Source organism: Paracandidimonas lactea (assembly GCF_021653995.1).
Lineage (GTDB): Bacteria > Pseudomonadota > Gammaproteobacteria > Burkholderiales > Burkholderiaceae_B > Allopusillimonas > Allopusillimonas lactea.
Map to the genome: position 1 here is coordinate 321494 of NZ_JAJJOZ010000002.1, position 21843 is coordinate 343336.

At 63.6% G+C, this 21843-nt stretch carries 19 protein-coding genes and 1 tRNA gene; 12 read left to right on the top strand and 8 right to left on the bottom strand.

The genetic code is table 11. The annotated features are described in order from the left end of the window. Positions 1-234 precede the first annotated feature (234 nt). The 5 genes from LOL23_RS05425 to LOL23_RS05445 all read left to right on the top strand — a co-directional run bounded on the left by LOL23_RS05425 (position 235) and on the right by LOL23_RS05445 (position 3805). A complete protein-coding gene (locus LOL23_RS05425; RefSeq protein ID WP_160978650.1) occupies positions 235-1314 on the top strand; it encodes a PA0069 family radical SAM protein in 1080 nt (359 codons plus the stop codon). A 146-nt stretch (positions 1315-1460) separates the two neighbouring features. Then, positions 1461-1679, top strand: coding sequence for a DUF2061 domain-containing protein (locus tag LOL23_RS05430; RefSeq protein ID WP_237173260.1), 219 nt, complete (start codon positions 1461-1463; stop codon positions 1677-1679). A gap of 43 nt (positions 1680-1722) precedes the next feature. Then, a complete protein-coding gene (locus LOL23_RS05435; RefSeq protein ID WP_160978364.1) occupies positions 1723-2001 on the top strand; it encodes a YkgJ family cysteine cluster protein in 279 nt (92 codons plus the stop codon). A 197-nt stretch (positions 2002-2198) separates the two neighbouring features. Next, entirely contained in the window at positions 2199-3098 is a 900-nt protein-coding gene (locus tag LOL23_RS05440; RefSeq protein WP_160978362.1) for a pirin family protein, read from the top strand. A 65-nt stretch (positions 3099-3163) separates the two neighbouring features. Further along, positions 3164-3805 carry a carbonic anhydrase gene (locus LOL23_RS05445; RefSeq protein WP_160978360.1) on the top strand — a complete coding sequence of 214 codons (642 nt, stop codon included), beginning with the start codon at positions 3164-3166 and terminating at the stop codon, positions 3803-3805. A 20-nt stretch (positions 3806-3825) separates the two neighbouring features. Here LOL23_RS05445 and LOL23_RS05450 read toward each other — a convergent pair. The 7 genes from LOL23_RS05450 to fdnG all read right to left on the bottom strand — a co-directional run bounded on the left by LOL23_RS05450 (position 3826) and on the right by fdnG (position 13101). Then, positions 3826-3921, bottom strand: a tRNA-Sec gene (locus LOL23_RS05450). A 34-nt stretch (positions 3922-3955) separates the two neighbouring features. Next, positions 3956-5878: a selenocysteine-specific translation elongation factor gene (selB, locus tag LOL23_RS05455; protein WP_160978358.1), complete on the bottom strand. Its 1923-nt coding sequence runs from the start codon at positions 5876-5878 to the stop codon at positions 3956-3958. Further along, a complete protein-coding gene (gene selA, locus LOL23_RS05460) occupies positions 5875-7356 on the bottom strand; it encodes an L-seryl-tRNA(Sec) selenium transferase (protein ID WP_160978356.1) in 1482 nt (493 codons plus the stop codon). Before selA ends, selB begins: the two co-directional genes overlap by 4 nt. A 74-nt stretch (positions 7357-7430) precedes the next feature. Next, entirely contained in the window at positions 7431-8363 is a 933-nt protein-coding gene (gene fdhE, locus LOL23_RS05465; protein ID WP_160978354.1) for a formate dehydrogenase accessory protein FdhE, read from the bottom strand. An 89-nt stretch (positions 8364-8452) separates the two neighbouring features. Next, complete coding sequence (locus LOL23_RS05470; protein ID WP_160978352.1) at positions 8453-9130, bottom strand: formate dehydrogenase subunit gamma; 678 nt, start codon at positions 9128-9130, stop codon at positions 8453-8455. Beyond that, positions 9123-10022 carry a formate dehydrogenase subunit beta gene (gene fdxH / locus LOL23_RS05475; RefSeq protein ID WP_160978350.1) on the bottom strand — a complete coding sequence of 300 codons (900 nt, stop codon included), beginning with the start codon at positions 10020-10022 and terminating at the stop codon, positions 9123-9125. The genes LOL23_RS05470 and fdxH overlap by 8 nt, the downstream gene beginning before the upstream one ends. Positions 10023-10032: 10 nt before the next feature. Continuing rightward, on the bottom strand, positions 10033-13101 hold the full coding sequence (gene fdnG, locus LOL23_RS05480) for a formate dehydrogenase-N subunit alpha (protein WP_160978348.1): 3069 nt from the start codon (positions 13099-13101) through the stop codon (positions 10033-10035). A gap of 168 nt (positions 13102-13269) precedes the next feature. Between fdnG and kdsA the strand changes: the two genes are divergently transcribed. After that, positions 13270-14127, top strand: coding sequence for a 3-deoxy-8-phosphooctulonate synthase (gene kdsA / locus LOL23_RS05485; protein ID WP_160978346.1), 858 nt, complete (start codon positions 13270-13272; stop codon positions 14125-14127). Between the two features lie 146 nt (positions 14128-14273). Here the strand turns inward: kdsA and LOL23_RS05490 are convergent, their stop codons facing one another. After that, the gene (locus LOL23_RS05490) at positions 14274-15194 is read right to left on the bottom strand and encodes a LysR family transcriptional regulator (protein WP_160978344.1); all 921 of its coding nucleotides are present in this window, start codon (positions 15192-15194) and stop codon (positions 14274-14276) included. A 205-nt stretch (positions 15195-15399) separates the two neighbouring features. Here LOL23_RS05490 and LOL23_RS05495 point away from each other — a divergent pair, with 205 nt between their 5' ends. From LOL23_RS05495 to LOL23_RS05520, 6 genes are all read left to right on the top strand, one after another. Then, positions 15400-15762 (top strand): DUF4148 domain-containing protein, encoded by a 363-nt coding sequence (locus LOL23_RS05495; RefSeq protein WP_160978342.1) that lies wholly within the window; start codon positions 15400-15402, stop codon positions 15760-15762. 77 nt (positions 15763-15839) lie between these two features. Further along, positions 15840-16712 (top strand): ChaN family lipoprotein, encoded by an 873-nt coding sequence (locus LOL23_RS05500; protein ID WP_160978340.1) that lies wholly within the window; start codon positions 15840-15842, stop codon positions 16710-16712. 79 nt (positions 16713-16791) lie between these two features. After that, a complete protein-coding gene (locus tag LOL23_RS05505) occupies positions 16792-16932 on the top strand; it encodes a hypothetical protein (protein WP_160978338.1) in 141 nt (46 codons plus the stop codon). Between the two features lie 164 nt (positions 16933-17096). Continuing rightward, positions 17097-17987 (top strand): DUF342 domain-containing protein, encoded by an 891-nt coding sequence (locus tag LOL23_RS05510; protein ID WP_160978336.1) that lies wholly within the window; start codon positions 17097-17099, stop codon positions 17985-17987. A gap of 189 nt (positions 17988-18176) precedes the next feature. Continuing rightward, on the top strand, positions 18177-18716 hold the full coding sequence (locus LOL23_RS05515; RefSeq protein ID WP_160978334.1) for a hypothetical protein: 540 nt from the start codon (positions 18177-18179) through the stop codon (positions 18714-18716). A gap of 222 nt (positions 18717-18938) precedes the next feature. Next, positions 18939-21758, top strand: a complete 2820-nt coding sequence (locus LOL23_RS05520; protein WP_160978332.1) for an aconitate hydratase — start codon at positions 18939-18941, stop codon at positions 21756-21758. Positions 21759-21843: the final 85 nt, after the last annotated feature.

The window sequence follows — 21843 nt, forward strand, 5'->3', positions numbered from 1 at the left end:
GGTCTCCGGGGGATAGTGAACGCGAACACTGTATCAGGGGCTGCCGCATCATGGGAACCATTGCCGCACGAATCAGCCCTGGGCAGGGGTGGTTGCGCGGCGCGCTCATACCTGCATGAGAGGCCAGGCGCGAACCATGCCCGCAGGGGGATGAGCAGTCGCTGCCGGTTGGGTGATCGTGGTGTGGGCGCCTTTCATATATACTGTTTATTTGATCAGTATTTGGTGGCCATTATGAACCTGGCGCCGCTCAAGGGCCGAGGCAGCCTCAGTAATCGGTCCTCGCGATTCGACACCCATACCCGCGAAGCCGTGGACGACGGCTGGCCCGTTGAACCCGACGACAGCAGCGGCGCGCCGGGCCGTCCGCCCACTACGGTCACCAGCGAACTGGCGCGCGGCATCATCTCGCACAACGACTCCCCCGATATCCCCTTCGATCAGTCGGTCAACGTCTATCGGGGCTGCGAGCACGGCTGCATTTATTGTTATGCACGGCCCAGCCACGCCTATCTGAATCTTTCGCCGGGGCTGGATTTCGAAACCAAGTTGTTCGCCAAAACCAATGCGGCCCAGGTTCTGCGCGCATCGCTCTCCCGGCCCGCCTACCAGCCGCAGGTGATTGCCATGGGCACCAATACCGACCCATACCAACCCATCGAGCGGCGCTTGCGCCTGACGGCTGAGGTGCTCGATGTGCTCGAGGCTTTCGGTCATCCATTCACCATCACCACCAAATCGGCCGCAGTGACACGCGATCTTGATTTGCTTGCGCGGATGGCGCGGCGCAGGCTAGTACGTGTGTTCATGTCCATTGGCACGCTGGACAGGCATATCGCCCGTACCCTCGAGCCGCGCGCCAGTACGCCCATGGCGCGCATGGAGGCCGTGCGCGCCCTGAGTCAGGCGGGTGTGCCCACGGGGGTGTTGGTCTCGCCCCTCATCCCCGCCTTGAGCGACCACGATCTCGAAACTATTGTCTCGCTGGCTGGGCAGGCGGGGGCGCTTGATGCGCATTACACCGTGCTGCGGCTGCCGCGCGAAGTGGCCGGCCTGTTCGAAGAGTGGCTGCAGGCGCACTATCCACTCAAAGCAGCGCACGTCATGAACCTCTTGCGCGAGATGCGGGGAGGCAAAGTCTACGATGCCAACTTTGCTACACGCATGCGCGGCACGGGCATTTACGCCGACCTGCTGCGTCAGCGTTTTCGCCGCGCCTGCGCCCGCGCGGGGCTGAACGAGCGCCGCATTGATCTCGACCTCAGCCAGTTCCATCGCCCGGCGCCCGCCAGCCCCCAGCTGGATTTGTTCTGATTGTGCAGGCGCGGCTGCGTCGGCGTGGCGCCCTGCCCGGGCAGCAGCATAGGTTTCCCCTATTAGCGCCATGAAGATTAATCATTATCCTGTATTATTGGTAATAGCTATCATTTACTTATAGCTAATAAAGACCGGATATTGTCATGATGCTACTCGCCCAGAAAACCAGCCAGGTCGCCCTTCATATGTCGGTCGCGTTCGTCGTCATGTATGTGTTCACCGGCTCGATGGCCATGGGCGGCGTGGCAGCCGTGGTTGAGCCTGTCTGCAATGTATTGCTGCTGCCCTTGCATGATCGACTCTGGGGCAGGGTGCGCGCGCGCTACAAGCACAGCGCCTATACTACCCCTGCTGTCGGGTGATCACTTTGGGCATCCTGTTGGTGCTCACGTCCTACCACGCCTTATGAACTGCCGCCCTAACTGCGCCGCGTGCTGCATTGCGCCGTCGATATCCAGCCCCATCCCCGGCATGCCCCAGGGCAAGCCGGCCGGGGTTCGCTGCGTGCAGCTCGACGAGGCCAACCGGTGCCGGCTGTTCGGCAGCCCTTTACGGCCCGCCGTTTGTGGCTCGCTGCAGCCTGCGCTCGAGATGTGCGGCAGCAGCACCGAACATGCCTTGCGGTGGCTGGGATGGATGGAGGCGCAAACGTCGCCCGTCGCGCCGTCGAATCAGGCAGCGTAGGCCGTCCGGCAATAGCTGGCAGCGAGAGGCGCGTGTTTCCGAACGCGCTGCGCGCTTCGATTCTTCAACGCAAACGCGTTATCCTTGCCGGTATGGCGTCGGTCGAGGGCCTTGTCACGGGCTGTCAGGCCAGCGATTGTTATTGATCGTCCGGCCTGCCCGGCCATCTGCCGTTCTTTATCTCAAGGAGCTGCATCATGATTGAAATCGTCATCGATACCCGTAAGCATGATCTGGGCGGCGGGTTTGAGGTGGGGCGGGTGTTGCCGTTCCGGCAGCGGCGCATGGTGGGGCCGTTCATCTTCTTTGACCGCATGGGGCCACAAGCCCTCGCAGGGCCGGTGCCGGGCAAGCTTGACGTGCGGCCGCATCCGCATATTGGGCTGTCGACAGTCACCTATCTTTTTTCGGGCAGCATGACGCACCGCGACAGCCTGGGTGTAGAGCAAGTCATAGAACCGGGGGCGCTCAATTGGATGACGGCCGGTGCGGGTATCAGCCATTCCGAGCGCTTCGATCCGATGCGCGAGCAAGGCGGGCAGTTTGACGGCATACAGGCCTGGGTAGCCGTGCCTGAAACACATGAAGAAGACGCGGCGGCGTTCGATCATTATGGGGCGGGCGAACTTCCCATCCTGGAAGAAGACGGCTTGCGTATGCGGCTGATCGCGGGCAACGCCTTCGGGGTGGCCAGTCCGGCCAAAGTGCATTCGCCATTGTTTTATCTAGATGCGGAAGTGGCGGCGGGCGCGCGCGTGGCCTTGCCCGACGGGCATGCGGAGCGTGCGGTGTATGTGGCCCAGGGCGGGATCGAGGTAGCAGGGCAGCGTTATCTGCCTGGACAGATGGTCGTATTTGGCCCGGGTGATGTTCCCTGTATCAAGGCGGTGCAGGCATCGCGCCTGATGCTGCTGGGTGGCGAGCCGCTGGGCCCGCGCCATATCTGGTGGAATTTCGTGTCCTCGCGCAAGGAGCGCATCGAGCAGGCCAAAGCCGACTGGCAGGCGGGGCGAATTGCGCTGCCCCCCATGGACAATAAAGAGTTCATCCCCTTGCCCGACACCCCGTCCGCCCACCCCAAAAATGCGGTGGCATAACACACTGTTTTAGGCCCGAAGCGTGGATTGGCATAAAATAAATTACTTCAACTCAGAGAGAATCCATGTTTCCGCAACGACTTACCGAAGGCTATCAATCATTTCTTGAAGGACGTCTGGCACAGGAGCGTGAGCGATACGAAGAGTTGGCGGAAAAGGGGCAGCACCCCGAAATCATGATCATCGGCTGCGGCGATTCACGCGTTGCGCCGGAAACGATTTTTGATGCCGGCCCGGGCGAAATGTTCGTCATCCGCAATATCGCCAACATCGTTCCACCCTGTGAAGCAGACGTTGTTGAATCCTTCCACGGCACCAGTGCGGCTATCGAATTCGGCGTCAACGCGTTGCAAGTCAAGCATATCGTTGTTATGGGCCATGCCAGTTGCGGAGGGGTGCGAGCATTTGCCGATAAGGCGCCGCCGCTGTCCAAGCGCGACTTTATCGGCAAGTGGATGTCGCAGATCGCGCCGGTAGCCGAAAAGCTCGGCCCACCCACAGGCGATCGCCAAGCCTGGATACAGCAGCTGGAATGGGCAGTGGTGGAGCACAGCCTGAGCAACCTGCTTACTTTTCCCGCCGTGCGTGAGCGTGTCGATGCCGGCTTGCTGGAATTGCACGGTGCATACTTTGGTGTGGCCACGGGGGTGCTGTTCTTGCGCAACCGCAGAACGGGCCGCTTCGAGCCGTATACCGAAACCAAGTAATCTACTGCGCGAAAGCGTGATGGCGGAAGGCAACAGGAGTCGAACCTGCCCGGGAGCGTCTGACGCCCCCAACCGGGTTTGAAGCCCGGCCGTGTCACCGGACACGCCTGCCTTCCAGGGCGCCGCAGCTGTGCTGATCGCGGCGCCCGCCTATGATAGCCGCTGCCAGAATGCTGCGCTATCCGATCTTGGCACATGCTGGTCGCGCAGACGTCGCGTATAACCTGCGCGGTCAAAGAATTCCAGTATTTGCACGGCACGCTTGCGGCCGATGCCAGCGGCATCGCGAAACGCCGCCGCGTTGATGCCTTGCGAACCGTGCTGGGCCACCATTGCCGTCAGCGCTTCGATATGGTCGCGATGGTAGAACAGGTCATGCGTTATCTGGAATAGCTCGCCGCGGCGCACGAGCTTGCGTAAAACCATGCGCACCAATTCCTCGGGCGCGTCCAAGGCCTGTGCGTGGTCGCGCACCCAGGGCGGATCATAGGCGCCAGCCAGCGCGCGGGGCAGCAAACGCTGTGCGAGTGCGTCTTCGTCCGCCGACAGTGTGGCCGCATGGGCGGGATGATGCAGCCACGCGCCGCTGCGCCGCATTCGGCCTGTTTGGATCAGATCGTCGCGCAATGCCTGCCAATGTGCCTCGGGCAAGGCGGGCCATGCCATGCGGCGCAGCCTGCCGGTATCCAGGCCGGGCTCGTCGGGATGGCGCGCATGAAAAGCCTGCAGGACGCCGATGGTGTGCGCCGCCAGCGCTTCCCAGTGCGCATCCAGCACGAGCAGGCGGCCGCCGGCGCCTTGCAGCGGGATCCAGCGCGCGTTCGGGGGCGCGGCGATGCTGCTTGCGGGCCGTCCGGTCAGGCGCATCAGGCTGCGGGCATCCAGCCCCTGCGGCGCATGCTCAAGGAGCTGCGCCAGATCGCCGTCGCCTTTCATTGCCGCCACAGCAGCCAGCCATGCCAAGCGCTGCGGCGCGCGGCGCTTGCGGTCGGGGGCGTTGGGATCGAGCACCATGCCGCCGCCTATAGTGCGATTGGCCCGTGTGCTGCGCACAATAAAACGGTCACCAGGCAGCGCGCATACGGGCGCGTCGAACACCAATTGCACCCAGCCTGACTCGCCCGCCGCCAGCGCATCGGGCCCAAGCGGTACGGCATGGGCTGGGTAATGCGCCGCGCCCAGGTGCACATGCACGGGTGCCCAAGCGCGCAGGGCGGGATCGTCGCCCGGCAGCAGCGTCAAGTGCACGTCGATGTTGCGCCCTGGAACAAAGGTGTCGGAGTGCGCAATCCAGTCGCCGCGCGCAATGTCATCTTTATCTATGCCAACGAGATTCAGCGCGCAACGCTGACCGGCCCGCCCTGTGGTGGCGGACTGGTTCTGCGTATGCAGGCTGCGCACGCGGACAGGACGGCCTGAAGGAAACAGCCGTAGATCGGCGGCCGCGTCGTCCACCCGTATGCGGCCGGTGTGCACCGTGCCGGTGACGATGGTGCCGTGGCCCTTGAGTGTGAACGCCCGATCGATCGCCAGACGGAAGGGGCCGTCGTCGTGACGTACGGTTGCCAGTGCCGCAGCGCTGAACAGATGATCGCGCAGGGCGCCCACGCCCGGCATATACGGGCTTGCGGCGTCTGTGGGGAATACCGGCGCGCCCTCCAGGAACGTACCGCGCGTCAGGCCGGCCAAGTGCGTTCGCACGCTTGCCAAGGTGCCCGCATCGACACGGTCGGCCTTAGTGAGGGCCACAGCGCCGCGCTGTACGGCCAGCAATTGCAGGATGGCCAAGTGTTCCTGTGTCTGCGGCATGACGCCGTCGTCGGCGGCCACGACCAGCAGCCCGAAATCAATGCCGGTGGCGCCGGCAGCCATCGTGTGCACCAGGCGTTCATGGCCCGGCACGTCGATAAAGCCCAGGGTGTCGCCGTTGGGCAGAGGTAGATAGGCATAGCCCAGTTCGATGGAGATGCCGCGTGCTTTCTCTTCTTTCAGCCTATCGGTGTCTACACCCGTCAGGGCGCGCACCAGCGTCGTCTTGCCGTGATCAATATGGCCGGCCGTGCCTACGATCATGCGGTGGCACCCTCTCGCGGCGCGGCCAGTTGCGCGGCGAAGGCGGCTTCGTCGTGCCCCTCCAGGCAGCGCAAGTCCAGCCACAGCGCGTCCTGGGCAATGCGCCCGATGACGGGCCGAGGCAGGCCGCGCAGGCGGGCCTCGAAGGATTGCAGGGCGCGCCCCGGGCGCCCTGCGCCAGCGTGGCGAACGACCAAGCCGTAGCTGGGCAGTTGGTCCACCGGTAATGCACCGCTCCCGATCTGGCTGAACATGGGCGCGGTGTCGACGGCATAGCGAGGCCCCGCCATGTGCTGCAATATGGGCTGCAGCCGGTCCGCCTGGGCGCGCATCTGCGCCTGCGGCCGCGTGAGCAGGCGGAGTGTGGTCAGCCTTTCTGCAAGGTGTTCGGGCGCGCGGTACAGCCCCAGCACTGGTTCAAGCGCCGCCAGCGTGAGCTTGCCCACGCGCAAGGCGCGTTTGAGCGGGTTTTTCTTGATTTTGCGGATCAGGTCGGCCCGGCCTACCAGCAAGCCCGCCTGAGGGCCGCCCAACAACTTGTCGCCACTGAAGGTGACGATATCGGCGCCAGCCTCGACCGTGTCGCGCACGGTGGCTTCGCGCGGCAGCCCCCATTGCGTCATGTCCAGCAAGGTGCCGCTGCCTAGGTCGACGGCGGCGGGCAGGCTGTGGCGGTGAGCGATCGCGGCGACGTCGGCCACCTCGACGCTGCGTGTAAAGCCGCTGATGGCATAGTTGCTGCAATGCACTTTCAGCAGCATGGCGGTGCGCGGCCCCAGTGCCTGTTCGTAATCCGCGGGGTGGGTGCGGTTAGTGGTGCCGACCTCTTTCAGCCGGGCGCCAGCGCGCTGCATGATGTCGGGGATGCGGAAGGCGCCACCGATCTCGACCAGTTCGCCGCGCGACACGACGACTTCGCGCCGGTTGGCCAGGGCGTTGAGCATCAGCAGCACTGCCGCGGCATTATTGTTGACCACGGTAGCGGCTTCGGCGCCCGTCAGTTCGCACAACAGGTCTTCGATCAGGTCGTCGCGATCGCCGCGGCGGCCGGTGTCCAGGTCGTATTCGAGATTGGCTGGCGCAGTCAGCACGGCGGCCACGGCCTGCACGGCGGCATCGGGCAGCAGGGCGCGGCCCAGGTTGGTATGCAGGACCGTGCCTGTCAGGTTGAAGACGGTGCGCAAGCGTGGCTGGGACTGTTCCCGCAGCGTGCGTTCGGCGTGGCCCAGCAACTGGGTTTCGCGCAGCGCGCTGAGCGGCAAGCGCCCATCGCGTGCATGAACACGCAATTGCGCGATGTGTTCGCGCAGAATGGCTGTCAATCGCCCGCGGCCATACTGCGCGGCCAGGGCCGTGGCGGCCTCGCACGCCAGCACGCGATCCAGCGATGGGATATCGGCTGCCGTGGCCTGAGCCTCGGGCGTTTGCGGAATACCGGTGGATGTCGCGGGTGCGTCGGATTCTTGGGCAGCGCGCATTTAGAGGCTCGGCGACATTATCATAGGCAGGGCCGCGTCACGCGGGCGCGGTTGCACCGGGTGACCGCCCGGTTTCAGGCAGGCTCGGTATCTTGCCACAGAAAGGGGTTGCCGCTGGCGCGACTGTAGCCGGCTTCGCCCATCAGCATGTCCAGCGTCAGGCTGGCCAGGTCGTCGGCCACCGGGTCGGCGCCCAGCGCCTTTTCCTGGTAGAAGATTTTGCGGTAAGTGTGGCAATGGTCGCATGATTCCGCCTTGATGCCGTCGGGGCCGCCTTCGATGGCATGGTAGCCGATGTTCTTGGTGTTCTCGCAGTGGGAACAGGTAACCCGCACCAGATGCCACTCTGTGCTGCACAGCGGGCAGCACAGATAGCGGCAACTGTCGGCCTGCCCACCCACGCGCACCACGCTGGCCACTGGCAGCGTCCCGCATACCGGGCACACCCCGAAAGGGCTTGCCACGGGCATCTGACGCGCGTCGATATCGGCCGCCAGACTGGTCCAATACACTTGCAGCGCCGCCATCACAAAGGGCGCGGCAGCGCGGTCGCAGTCGTTGTGCTGCGCCAGCAGGGCGTCGGCCAGCGTATCGATGTCGTGAGGGGCGGTGTTGGTCTTGCGTCGCAAGGCCTGCACGACGACACGCGCCTCAGCGGGCAGCGAGTCCTGCACCAGCATGTGGTCCAGGATCGCGGCAAGCAGCCCTTGCCAGCCCGGATCGCGGTGCCCGCCCAGGGCCGGCAGCACTGGCATGCCGTGGCCCTGCGCAAGCGCGAGCTGCTGCGCCGATGCGCCCGGAAACTGTGCATGACGCAGAGCTTGATGCTGCGCATCAGCCAGCCCGGCCATAAGGTTGAGATAAGCGCCCACCGGGTTGCCAGCCGCGAGGCTGCGAAAGCGCGCAGCGCGGTCGGCAAAGATTGACGCCCTGACGGGCAGGCGCAGGCGCGGAATGGTCGTGTGATCGAGCGATTCGATATCGCCGCGGGCAAGGATGCGCTGCAAGAGGCTCTCTCCTGTGCAAAACGGCCGCCCCGCGCCAGACGCAAGACGGCCGTGCTTGGGAAGCGGGATGCGAAGACCGATTGTTAGTGCTACCTGTCTGTTGGTGTACCACGTACCGGCGCGCGCCGCACATCGGGGCTACCCCGCATCTGCCGGTACCACAGGCGGTGGTGCTTCCATGCCCAGCCGGGCGTGACGGTACCGCGCGTCATGGCCCGCACCGAGCCCTTCACCCATATACCGGCATAGATATGCACGATGATGGCGATAACCATCAACAGCGCAAACAGCGCATGCAGCACCGATGCGAGCCTTACCGCCCAGAGCGGAAAATACATCGTGAAGAACTCGCGCCACATCACCAGCCCCGTCAGCAGCAGCCCCAGCACCAACAGGATGAGGGCAAAAAACAGCACCTTCTGGCCGCCGTTGTAGCGGCCCGCAGGGGGCACCCTGTCCTCGCGGTTGGCCATGACGTCGCCGAAGTACCGCAGCCAGGCGCGGTCTTCGCGATGGATGAGGTTGTGGCGGAACATACGTGCCGCAAACACGCAAAAGACGACGACCAGCAGGATGCCCAGGAAGGGATGCAGGATGCGCGTCCAGGTGCCCCCGCCCAGCACATTGGAGAACCAATACATCGACGGATGGAACAGCGCCAGCCCCGAGAGGGCCAGCAGGACGAAGGTGATAGCGATGATCCAGTGGTTGAGGCGCTGGCTGGCGGTGTAGCGCTGGATCAGCCGGGTTTTAGCGGCGTCACTCATGGAGATCCTCCTGTGCCCTGCGTTCGTCGTCCTCGTCGGTTTCGTTCGGGCCGACGCGGATATAGTGGAAGAAGCCCACCAGCGCGCTGAGCACGATGGCAGCGACCCCGAGCGGCTTGGCCACCCCCTTCCAAAGCTCGACCATTGGGCTGATGGCCGGGTCTTTGGGCAGCCCATGGTACAGGCGGGGCTTGTCGGCATGGTGCAGCACATACATTACGTGCGTGCCGCCCACCCCCTCGGGGTCGTACAGCCCTGCGTTCTCGAAGCCGCGCGACTTCAGGTCCACAATGCGTTCGTCGGCATGCTGGATCATGTCTTCCTTGGTGCCGAACACAATTGCGCCCGTCGGGCAGGTCTTCACACAGGCGGGCTCCTGGCCGACAGCGACCCGGTCCGAGCACAGCGTGCATTTATAGGCCTTGCCATCCTTCTTGGAAATGCGTGGGATATCGAAGGGGCAACCTGTGATGCAGTAGCCGCAGCCAATGCAGTTCTCTTCGTGGAAGTCGACAATGCCGTTGTTGTACTGGATGATCGCCCCCGGCGCCGGGCAGGCCTTCAGGCAGCCCGGGTCTTCGCAGTGCATGCAGCCATCCTTGCGGATGAGCCATTCCAGTGTGCCAGCGTCGTTTTCCACTTCCGAAAAACGCATCACCGTCCACGATTCAGCCGTGAGATTAAGCGGGTTGTCGTAGACGCCGACGTTGTTGCCGATTTCGTCGCGTGTCTCGTTCCATTCCATGCAGGCCACCTGGCAGGCTTTGCAGCCTATGCACTTGGTGGTGTCGATCAGCTTGGCAACGCCGCCGCCCACCACCGCGTCACGCTGCCCGGGGGGCGGTGTGGTGGTCGCGGAGCGCCGCTTGATGTCCAGCGATTGCAGTGCCATGGCAGCGCTCCTATATCTTCTCGACCTTGACCAGGAAAGACTTGCTCTCCGGCGTGTACGTATTGCCATCACCTACCGGCGGCGTCAACGTATTGGCCAGAAAGCCTGGCTTGGCCAGCCCCACAAACCCCCAGTGCAGGGGGATGCCGACCTGGTGCACCGTCTTGCCGTCGATCTGCAGCGCCCGGATGCGCTTGGTCACCACCGCCACGGCCTTGATATAGCCACGGTTGGATGACACTTTCACCATGGAGCCGTTGGCGATGTCCAGTTCCTTGGCCAGCGCCTCGCCGATCTCCACGAATTGCTCGGGCTGCAGAATGGCATTGAGCCGCACGTGCTTGGTCCAGTAGTGGAAGTGCTCGGTCAGCCGGTAGGTCGTGCCCACGTGGGGGAAGGCGTCTACCTTGCCCATGGTTGCCAGATCGTCGTCGAAGATGCGGGCGGCGGGGTTGCTGACCACACGTTTTTCGTCGGGGTACAGCGGGTTGTAGCCCAGTGGGTTCTCAAAGGGCTCGTAGTGCACGGGGAAAGGGCCTTCGGCCATGCCTTTGCGGGCGAAGAAACGCGCAACGCCCTCAGGGTTCATGATGAAGGGGCCCATGCCGTTCGCTGGCGGCTCGTCGAGCTTGAAGTCGGGCGTATCGGCGCCCACCCACTTGCTTCCGTTCCAGTGGATCAGCGCGCGGCGTGGGTCAAAGGGCTGGCCGTTCAGGTCGCAGGAGGCGCGGTTGTACATAATGCGCCGGTTGGCCGGCCACGCCCAAGACCACTTCAGCGTCTGGCCGATGCCAGTCGGGTCGCTGTTGTCGCGCCGGGCCATCTGGTTTCCTTCAGGCGTCCAGCTGCCGGTGTAAATCCAGCACCCGCACAGTGTGCTGCCATCGTCGCGCAGCTCGCCGAAAGACGCCAGTTGCTCGCCGGCGCGCCGGGACGACGCCGCGCCGGGCGTCGGGCCCGGCAGGTCGCTGATAGCCTGGCCGTTGATTTCCATGGCCAATTCGGCGGCGCTGGGGTTCAGGGGGTTGGCGTAGGGCCAGCGCAGCTTGAGCAGCGGGTCCGGGTACTTGCCGCCCTCCTTGCGATAGAGACTGGCCAGCCGGTCATACAGCAGCGCCATGATTTCGATGTCGCTCTTGCCTTCGCCCGGCGGTTCTGCGCCCTTCCAGTGCCACTGCAGCCAGCGGCCCGAGTTCACCAGCGCGCCCTCCTCTTCGGCAAAACAGGTGGTGGGCAGGCGGAAGACCTCTGTCTGGATCTGCGACGAGTCGACATCGTTGTACTCACCCACATTTCGCCAGAACTCGGAGGTTTCGGTGATCAGCGGGTCCATGATCACCAGGAACTTCAGCTTGGAGAAGGCGGCCAGCAGTTTCTTCTTGTAGGGCGCGGCGGCCAGCGGGTTGAAGCCCTGGCAGATGTAGCCAGTCATCTTGCCTTTGTGCATCAACTCATAGACTTGCAGCATGTCGTACTGCCTGTCCATCTTGGGCAGATAGTCGTAGGCCCAGTTGTTTTCCGGTTGTGCGGCGGTGCCCCACCAGGCCTTCATCAGGCTGACGTGGAATTTCTTGTAATTGCGCCAGTAACTGAGCTGATTGGGCCGCAGCGGCTGCTGCGTGCGCCGCGCAATGTAGTCGTCGAACGACTGTTCACCGTCGCTGGGCAGCGTCAGGTAGCCCGGCAACAGGTTGGACATCAGGCCCAGGTCCGTCAGGCCCTGGATATTGGAGTGGCCGCGCAAGGCGTTCATACCGCCCCCCGGTATGCCAATGTTGCCCAGCAGCAGCTGCACCATGGCGCCTGTGCGAATGATCTGCGAGCCGATGCTATGCTGCGTCCAGCCCAGCGCATACATAATGGTGCCGGCGCGGTCTGGTGTGGAGGTGGACGCCAGCATCTCGCACACCGTCTTGAATGCATCCCGCGGTGTGCCGCATACACGTTCCACCATCTCGGGCGTGTAGCGCTCGTAGTGCTTCTTGAGCAACTGGTATACGCAGCGCGGGTGCTTCAGCGTGGCATCCACCTGTACATAGCCGTCCGCGCCCCGTTCGTATTCCCACGTTGTCTGGTCATACTTGCGGCTTGCTTCGTCGTAGCCTGAATACAGCCCATTCTCAAAGGCATAGTCTTCACGCACGATAAACGACATATCGGTATAGTTACGTACGTAATCGTGCTGGATTTTGTCGGTTTCGAGCAGATAGCGTATGACGCCACCCAGGAAGACAATATCCGTGCCGGTGCGTATGGGTGCATAGAAGTCGGCCACCGACGCCGAGCGCGTGAAGCGCGGGTCGACGACAATCAGCTTGGCCTTGTTGTGGGCCTTCGCTTCGGTCACCCACTTGAACCCGCAAGGGTGGGCTTCGGCGGCATTGCCGCCCATAATCAGCACAACATCCGCGTTCTTGATATCGACCCAATGGTTCGTCATCGCACCACGGCCAAACGTCGGGGCAAGACCTGCCACCGTCGGGCCATGTCAGACACGAGCCTGGTTGTCGAACCCCAGCGCACCCAGACTGCGGATGACTTTATGCGTGATGTAGGCGACTTCGTTCGAACTGGCCGATGCCGCCAGCATGCCGGTAGTCAGCCACCGATTGACCGTCTGGCCGGCCTCGTTGCGTTCGATGAAGTTGGCGTCCCGGTCGTCCTTCATGAGGCGCGCGATGCGGTCGAGCGCGTCATCCCACGACATGCGTTCCCATTTATCGGACCCGGGTTTGCGGTATTCGGGGTACTTGAGGCGGTTGGGGCTGTTGATGAAATCAGTGAGCGCCGCGCCCTTGGGACAGAGTGTGCCCCGATTGACCGGGTGATCGGGATCCCCTTCGATGTGCAGGATGCGGGGTTCGGCGTTTTTGGCGCCGTCGCCCAAGCTGTACATCAGGACACCACAAGCTACGGAACAGTAGGGACAGGTGTTGCGTGTTTCAGTCATGCGCGCCAGCTTGTACTGGCGCACTTCAGCGAGTGCCGGCATAGGGGCGGCCCCAAGCAGCGTGAGGCTGGACCCCGCCAGTGTTGCACCTGTCACCTTGAAGAATTGACGCCGGTTCATATCGACCATTGACGCTCTCCAGGAGTTGAAACAACGTATGGCGTTGCCGCAGCCACGGCAACGCATGTGTCTGACTCTGCGACAAGTATAGGAGTGTGCACTGTAAAAAGCCATACGCCGGGGAAAACGGCCGGGTCGCGCTGCGCGTTATGATTCGAGGATCAGGAGGTAACTATCGTGTCCACTCAGTCTGTCACCATTGCCGACGGCATCCACTGCGCCAACGATCAGCCATTTGTCCTGTTCGGCGGCATCAATGTGCTCGAGTCGCTCGATCTGGCTCTGCGCGCCTGCGAGGAATACCAGCGCGTCACGCAAAGGCTGGGCATCCCCTATGTGTTCAAGGCCTCGTTCGACAAGGCCAACCGTTCGTCCATTCATTCATATCGCGGGCCAGGCCTGGAAGAAGGCCTGCGCATCTTCGAGGCCGTCAAGAAGGAGTTCGGCGTGCCCGTCATTACCGACGTGCACGAGCCCGCCCAGGCCGTGCCGGTGGCCGAGGTGGCCGACGTTTTGCAACTGCCCGCCTTTCTCGCACGCCAGACCGACCTGGTCGTGGCGCTGGCCCGCACCGGGCGCGTGGTCAATATCAAAAAGCCCCAGTTTCTCAGCCCTGCGCAAACCCACAACATCGTCGAGAAATTTGTCGAGGCCGGCAACGGCAAGCTGATCCTGTGCGACCGCGGCACCTGCTTTGGCTATGACAACCTGGTGGTCGACATGCTGGGTTTTGGTGTCATGAAGAAGGTCTGCGACAACCGTCCGGTCATCTTCGATGTTACGCATGCGCTGCAGCAGCGCGATCCTATGGGCGCAGCCTCGGGTGGGCGGCGCGAGCAGGTGGCCGACCTGGCCCGCGCCGGCATGGCGGTGGGGCTGGCGGGGCTTTTTCTTGAGGCCCATCCCGATCCGCGCAATGCCAAGTGCGACGGCCCCAGCGCCCTGCCGCTGGACAAGCTTGAGCCCTTTCTGGCCCAGCTCAAGGCGCTGGATGAGCTGGTCAAGCGGTTCCCGGCGCTCGATATCCAGCCCTGATAGGCCCGCCGCCTGGCTGGCTCGGCCGGCGCGCGCCGGCCGCGATGCCTTGCCATTTCTGGGCAGGCATATGCCGAGGCAGACACATGCCGGGGAGAGCGTATGCCGGGGCCGCATGTAGGGGCGAGGCGACGTGCCGCTCTGTGTCAGCCGGGAGAGATCAGTGTGCCCAGGCGTTCCGGGTGTGCCAAGGTCTCGGTAAGAAAGTCAATGAATACCCGGCTCTTGGCCGGCATCAGGCGCGACGGAAACAGCGCCAGCAGCGGCAAGGGCTCGAATGTCCACTCAGGCAGCAGCCGCACCAGGTCGCGGCCTTCGTCCATGCGCAGCAGCGGGTGGGTCGACAACGGTACGATTCCCACGCCCAGAACCGCCATACGCGTCAGCATCACCACATGATTGATGGCGATGGGGCCGTCAACTTCGACAGCCGCCTGCGTCCCTTCATGATTGTGCAGACGCCACACGGTATCTTCGCGCGAGGTCGATGCGCGCAGGCAAATATGGGAAGCCAGTTCGGCAGGAGCAGCCGGTTGGCCATGTCGGCGCAGATAGTCAGGCGATGCGTAAAGCCCCAGGCTGACCGTCACCAGTGGGTGGGAAACAATACCCGAGCTGGGCTGTTTTCCATGACGCAGCACGATATCGACATGGTCTGAAAGGAAGTCGACTGGCTTGATGCTCATGTCATATTCGCAGGCGATATCGGGATACCGCTGATGGAACGCCAGTATGGCTAGCGGCATGAAGGTCATCGCAAAACTCGTCGGCATGGATACCCGCAGCAGGCCTTTGAGGTCGTGCGTGCTGCCGATCAACTGCTCATGCGCGATGCGCGCCTCTTCGATGATATGCCGGCACCGCGCAAAGTACTCGGCGCCTGCTTCCGTGAGCTCCACCTTGCGTGTGTTGCGGTGAAGCAGGCGCACGCCGATGCGCTGCTCCAGCAGGGCGATGCGGCGCGACAGCGTCGAGGCCGGCATAGCCAGCAGCGCGGCGGCCCGCGAAAAACTGAGGGTTTGGCCAACTTCAACAAACAAGGCGATGTCATCAAGTGAAGGTGTCATGGGCTATGTGGCAAGGTGGTGCGATCGTATGTTTGCGATTTGAAGGAAATGCAATGAAAAATGGAATTGTGAATTCGGCCGAGCCGTCTATATCCAACCATCCTATTGACACATACTGATTTCTGCCTAACCCATTGGTTGGGTGATTGTTCGGTCCTGACCGGCAGTCATACGCGGCAGGCCGACGCTGATGAAGGAGTGGATCATGAAGAAGAAAGCAGGAATTGCGGTCATGATTGCCTTGTGTGCTGTTGCCAGCGTGGCCAGCGCCGAGCCCGGCGCCGTCAAGTCACGAGCCGATGTGACAGCGGAGCTCGAGCGGGCTCGGTCGATGGGCCAGCTTAGTGCGGGTGAAGATGCTTATCCCGTGGCCGACAGGTCGTCCAGCGCACGCGCCCGCTCGGATGTCCAGGCCGAACTTGCCCGTGCTTTGCAGACGCGGGAAATCAGTGAGGGCGAGGCAGTCAACTACCCCATCTTACATGCGGGTCCGGGTAAAACGCGTGCGCAAGTCCAGGATGAACTACGGCAGTATCGGGCCAGCAGTCCCGATCAACCGGCAGCATAGTCTCGGCAATGCCTCCCTCGCCCTTATAATGGGCGGGCGCTAGAGCGCCGGCGCGTTTGCCGGAAGGGGGAGGTGCCATGCGATATCGATTGTCGGCGGCGGCCGGCACGCTGCCCATGCTGCTTGCCGCCTGCGCCGGGCCGGCGGGCCACACCGATGCCGGCAGCCTGATCACAGAGATGCCCCGCTACAGTGTCGTTTTGCTGGGTGAGATCCACGACAACGCTGCCGGTCATGCCTTCAGGCAAGCGGCACTCGAGAAGGCGCTGCGCGCTGGATGGCGCCCGGTGCTTGCGATGGAGCAGTTCGACCGCGAGCGGCAGGCCGATCTGGACCGGGCCGTAAAAACCTGTGCGGATGCCGCCTGCGTAATTGCCGCGGCCAGTGGCGCCAGAGGCTGGAACTGGGATTTCTACACCCCCCTCATTACCCTTGCGCTGCAATACAAGCTGCCGCTGATGGCAGCCAATCTTTCCCGCGCCGATGCGGCGCGTATCGTGCGCGACGGTCTGCCGGCAGTCTTCGACGCCGACGCCCTGCGTGCGCTGGGTCTGCAACCCGCACCGGCGGCAGCACTGATGCGCACGCAGGTGCAGGAGGTCGCCACCTCGCACTGCGGCATGTTGCCCGCCACACTGCATCAGCCTATGGCGACGGCCCAGGTGGCGCGTGATGCCGTCATGGCGCACGCCATACGCACTGCCGCCGCGGTGACGGGGCGGCCTGTCGTGCTGCTGGCCGGAGATGGGCACGTGCGCAAGGACATCGGCGTGCCGTATTGGCTGGCGCGGGGCACGCCACCCTTGGCGCCGGGGCGTTCGCTGTCAGTCGGCATCCTCGAGTCGGTACCCGCGCCCGGGCAGTACGACCGTGTGGTGCGCGTGGCGCCCCAGGCACGGCCAGACCCTTGCGCAGAGCTCAAGGCTGGTGTCACGCAGGGCAAGCAATAGTCGGGGTGGGTACGCCCCCCTCCGTTTCAGGGCCTGCCTGCGTGGGCTGCCCCCGGCGGTCTGGACTACAATCCCGTCCATGACATTCCGCCCCCGTCCGTTTTCCGAACTGCTCGAGCATGCCACACGCCTGGCCTGCGCGCAGGTCGTGCGTGCCATCGATCTCGATGTGCAGGACGTGGCCGAGCGCGAAGCCTACGCCCGGGCCAAGCCTGGCTAAGCCACGCCTCGGGTGCACGTAGCCCCCTTCTTCCGGCTTCCTTTTCCATTTTTGTTCGCGGCGCCGCATGATGCGGCCCGCGTTTTCGCACGCGCGCAGGCGCGCCCGCCAAGCCGCGGGCGCTGCAGTGATACGCGGGCGCTTCGTATTTCAAGCATAGACACATGCAACTCTCCAAGACTTTCGTCAAGGCAAAAAATCCATGCGCATCGGGCTATAAATGGTTCCTGCGGGACCACCATGGTCAGGGCGACTATCAGGAAATACTGGATGCGCTGGTGGCGGCCGGCAGGGTGGATGACGCCTGTTGGTTGCTGGACCAGTTTGGCGCCACCGATCTGATCCGTACCGTGGATGCCATTGATGCGCAGGCCATGGTGTTCTCGGGCACGCTGATTGTGCGCCAGGACATCATGGTGGACACGGTGGTGCGTTCGGGCGGCGCTATACGCTGCGGCGGAGGCATACGCGCCGGCACGGACGTGGTCGCGGGCACAGATCTGAACGCCGGCGGTGCGATTGTGTGCGGCGGCCACATCCGGGCGGGTGGTGACATTGTCGCGCAGTGGGGGATCGAAGCGGGCACACGCCTTGAAGGCGGCGGCCAGTTGCGCGCGGGTTGGGGTATTGAGGCTGGCCAGGGCATCTGCGCCGCAGGCGACATCCGGGCTGGCCACTCGATACGCGCGGGCGGGTCGCTCAGCTGTGCGCAGGGGGTGCGCGCGGGTGGCGACGTAGAGGCCGGGCATGACATTCACGTCGCCAGCGGCATTCAGGCGACGGCCTCCGTGCGCGCCGGGCATCACCTGGAGGTGGGGTGGGGGGTATTGTCGGGCAGCGATATCGTTGCGGACGGCGCCATTCGCGCCGGCGAAGGCCTTTGTGCGGCGGGACGTATCCAACCGGGCAGTGGCCACGGTGTGTATGCGGGCCTGCGGGTGCGCATGGATGCCTGGGAGGACGCCGCCCGCGTCATGGCCGAGGTGCGCCCCGAGGCGTTAGTAAGCGGACACTGGTGCGGCGCGCCAGCGAGCTGGCAAACCTTGGCCGCATAATTTACCCCGAGGCGAGCGTGGGTACGGGGTGCCGCGCGCCTGATGGGCTCTGCAGGTTTTTGACCGATTAGTTAACAATCGTCAAGAAACCGTCACAATAGGTGGACGGGGGGGATGCGCTATCAATAAGATGGATCGCAATCCGCCAACCCGACGGCTGGCCCTGCCATGCCGCCCCCCGACTGTGCCATGCCGAATTGTGATCCGCCATCTGCAGACTACTCCGGCGCCCCGCGCCTCAGCCTTGCTGTGCTGGAGGATGCGGGGCGTATTACCGCCGTCGCGGGTGAGTACACCGCAGCCGCCGTATTTGCCCTGGAAGGTGGCGATCGCGCCGGCGGCTTCGAGAGAGGCATAGATCTCATTATCCGGATGCTTGGTCGCGGCGGACGCCCCTTCCGGCCCCATGACTATCAATTGCATGGCGTCAGCCTCGAATGTTTCGTGATCCCGGGCCTGGACTACGTAGGCGGGCATAACGGCCAGCGTGATTATCTGCATCTGCATGGCCGACATGAAGACATCGCCGTGGCGCTTGCCAGCCTGGCGCTGACCGTGCGCAGCGACAGCTTGCATGAGTGCCGGCTGCAGGTCGTGGTGGCGGACGCGTGCGCCGCGCCTGCCGGTTGGGACTGGTACGGCGATACCCCCGCCTGTGAGCCGACGGGGTTCGCCCACGGTCCGGTACTGGCGCTGGCATCCGTTGGGGTCAGCATACTCGCTCTCTGAGCCCCGGGCCGTACGCTCGGGGTACGCCACCGGGGTGCGCCACACCAGCGACCGGCGACGCAAAACACGGCGCTGCGGTAAGGCCACGCGCGATACAACCGCCCGTTACAGGCGGACACACGAGATACGAATGGGCGCGCCATGGGGCGGGTAATGTAAAGCGTGTAAGATGATTCGTATTGCTGACCTGCAGCGAGGACTCACTACGTAGGAGGAAATGCGATGAATCACCCCAACAGTTTTGGCGCGCGTGCAACGCTCGATGTAAATGGCAAGTCTTACCGGGTCTATCGGTTGGATGCACTCCGGGAACAGGGCATGGATGTGGCCCGCTTGCCGTACGGGCTCAAGATTCTGCTGGAAAATCTCCTGCGCAACGAAGGCGGCGATGTCAGCGCCGATGACATCCGCGCGCTTGCCAGCTGGGATCCAGTCGCCGAGCCCAGCAAAGAGATCGCATTCACTCCCGCTCGTGTTGTGCTGCAGGATTTCACCGGCGTGCCGGCGGTGGTCGACCTCGCCGCCATGCGTGAGGCCATGCAGACGCTGGGCGGCAACCCGGCCAGCATCAACCCTCTGGCTCCCGTCGAGCTCGTGATCGACCACTCCGTCATCGTCGATGTGTTTGGCCGGCCCGATGCTTTCGAGCGCAACGTCGACATCGAATACGGTCGCAATATGGAGCGCTATCAGTTTCTGCGCTGGGGGCAGAGCGCATTCCATGATTTCCGCGTCGTGCCACCGGGCACGGGCATTGTGCACCAGGTCAACCTGGAGCACCTGTCGCGCGTGGTGTTCACGCGTCCGGGCGATGACATGCCTGACGCCTACCCCGACACCTGCGTGGGCACTGATTCACACACGCCGATGGTAAACGGGCTGGGGGTGGTGGCTTGGGGGGTGGGCGGTATCGAAGCCGAAGCCGCCATGTTGGGCCAACCTATTTCGATGCTGATCCCGCGTGTCGTGGGCTTCAAGCTTACCGGCTCGCTGCCTGAAGGCTCCACGGCAACTGATCTGGTGCTCACTATTACAGAAAGGCTGCGCGAACACGGCGTGGTCGGTAAGTTCGTCGAGTTCTACGGTCCGGGTGTGGCGGCGGTGCCGCTGGCCAACCGCGCCACCATCGGCAACATGAGCCCCGAATATGGCTCTACGATTTCTATCTTCCCTATCGATGACGTCACGTTGGCCTACCTGAAGCTCACGGGCCGGTCCGACGAGCAGATCGCCTTGGTCGAGGCATACGCAAAGGCCCAGGGCCTGTGGCACGATCCCAATCTTGAGCCGCAATATTCCGAGACGCTGGAGCTTGATCTTGCCACCGTGCAGCCGTCGATCGCCGGGCCCAAGCGGCCGCAGGACCGCATCGCCCTTGACGAAGCCCAGACAGCCTTCCATGGCGCCTTGGCCGTACTGACGGAAACCTCGGGCAAGCCCAAGGGCTACGATAAGGTGGTAGCGGAATCCTTCCCGGCTTCCGATCCCCCCTCGCGCGAAGAAGGCCCCGAAGGCGTCGCGGCGCCCACGGATCACGTACACGACGCGCCCGTAGACGCCGAGGTGCGGCCGCGACACCTGGTCCGGGTCGATTTTGCCGATGGCACTCAGGTAAAGATTGACCATGGCGCGGTGGTCATTGCTGCGATCACTTCGTGCACCAACACATCCAATCCCGCAGTCATGATGGCTGCGGCGCTGCTGGCCCGCAATGCGGTCAATGCCGGCCTGTCGCGCAAGCCGTGGGTCAAGACCAGCCTTGCGCCCGGGTCGCGCGTGGTCACTGATTACTACCGCAAGGCCGGCCTCACCCAGTATCTCGATGCTCTGGGGTTCGATCTGGTGGGCTACGGCTGTACCACCTGCATCGGCAACTCTGGCCCGTTGATTCCCGAAGTCAGCCAGGCGGTGGCTGCCAATGATCTGGCTGTGGTGTCAGTGCTGTCGGGCAACCGCAATTTCGAAGGCCGCATCCATGCCGAGGTCAAGCTCAACTACCTGATGTCGCCGCCGCTGGTGGTGGCCTATGCGTTGGCCGGCACGATGGACATCGACATGTACAACGATCCGCTGGGCGAGGGAAAGGATGGCCAGCCCGTCTATCTGCGCGATATCTGGCCGTCATCCGAAGAAGTAGCCCGTGTCGTGAATGCGTCGATCGCGTCCGACATGTACAAGGCCGGCTACGCCGACGTGTTCGCCGGTGACGAGCGCTGGCAAAAGCTGCCCACCCCCAAGGGCGACCTGTTTCAGTGGGACGCCGATTCCACCTATGTACGCCACCCGCCGTACTTTGAAAACATGCCGCGTGAGCCTGAACCTGTGCAGGACATCCGCGGTGCGCGTGTACTGGCCAAGCTGGGCGATTCCGTCACCACTGACCACATCAGCCCGGCGGGCTCCATTGCCAAGAACTCACCCGCCGCCGCCTACCTGCGCGAGCATGGTGTGGAACAAAAGGATTTCAACTCCTACGGTTCGCGGCGCGGCAATCACGAGGTGATGATACGGGGCACCTTTGCCAATGTGCGCCTGCGCAATCAATTGGCGCCGGGCACCGAAGGCGGCTATACGCGCGACTTTACCCAGGCCGATGGGCCGGTGACCACCATTTACGACGCTTCGCGCGCCTATCTGGCCAACAATGTGCCGCTGGTGATCCTTGCCGGCAAAGAGTACGGTTCGGGTTCGTCGCGCGACTGGGCGGCCAAGGGTACCGTCTTGTTGGGCGTGCGCGCGGTCATTGCCGAATCGTACGAGCGCATCCATCGCTCGAACTTGATCGGAATGGGGGTGCTGCCGCTGCAGTACCCAGACGGCCAGAATGCCCAGACGCTGGGGCTTACCGGCCACGAGGTCTTCGACATCGAAGGTGTGACGGTGCTCAACCAGGGCAAGACGCCGGCCAAGGTAAAGGTGCGTGCAGGCAAGATCGCGTTCGATGCACTGGTGCGCATCGATACTCCGAGCGAGGCCGATTATTATCGCCACGGTGGCATCATGCAGTATGTGCTGCGCAACCTGATGCAGCGCGCGCGCTGATTGCCGAGCCCAGCCCCTCCGTGCGGCTGGGCTCTTCTCGATCCGTTTCGGCACCGACGCCACGCGTTTCGCGTTGGCGTCGGTG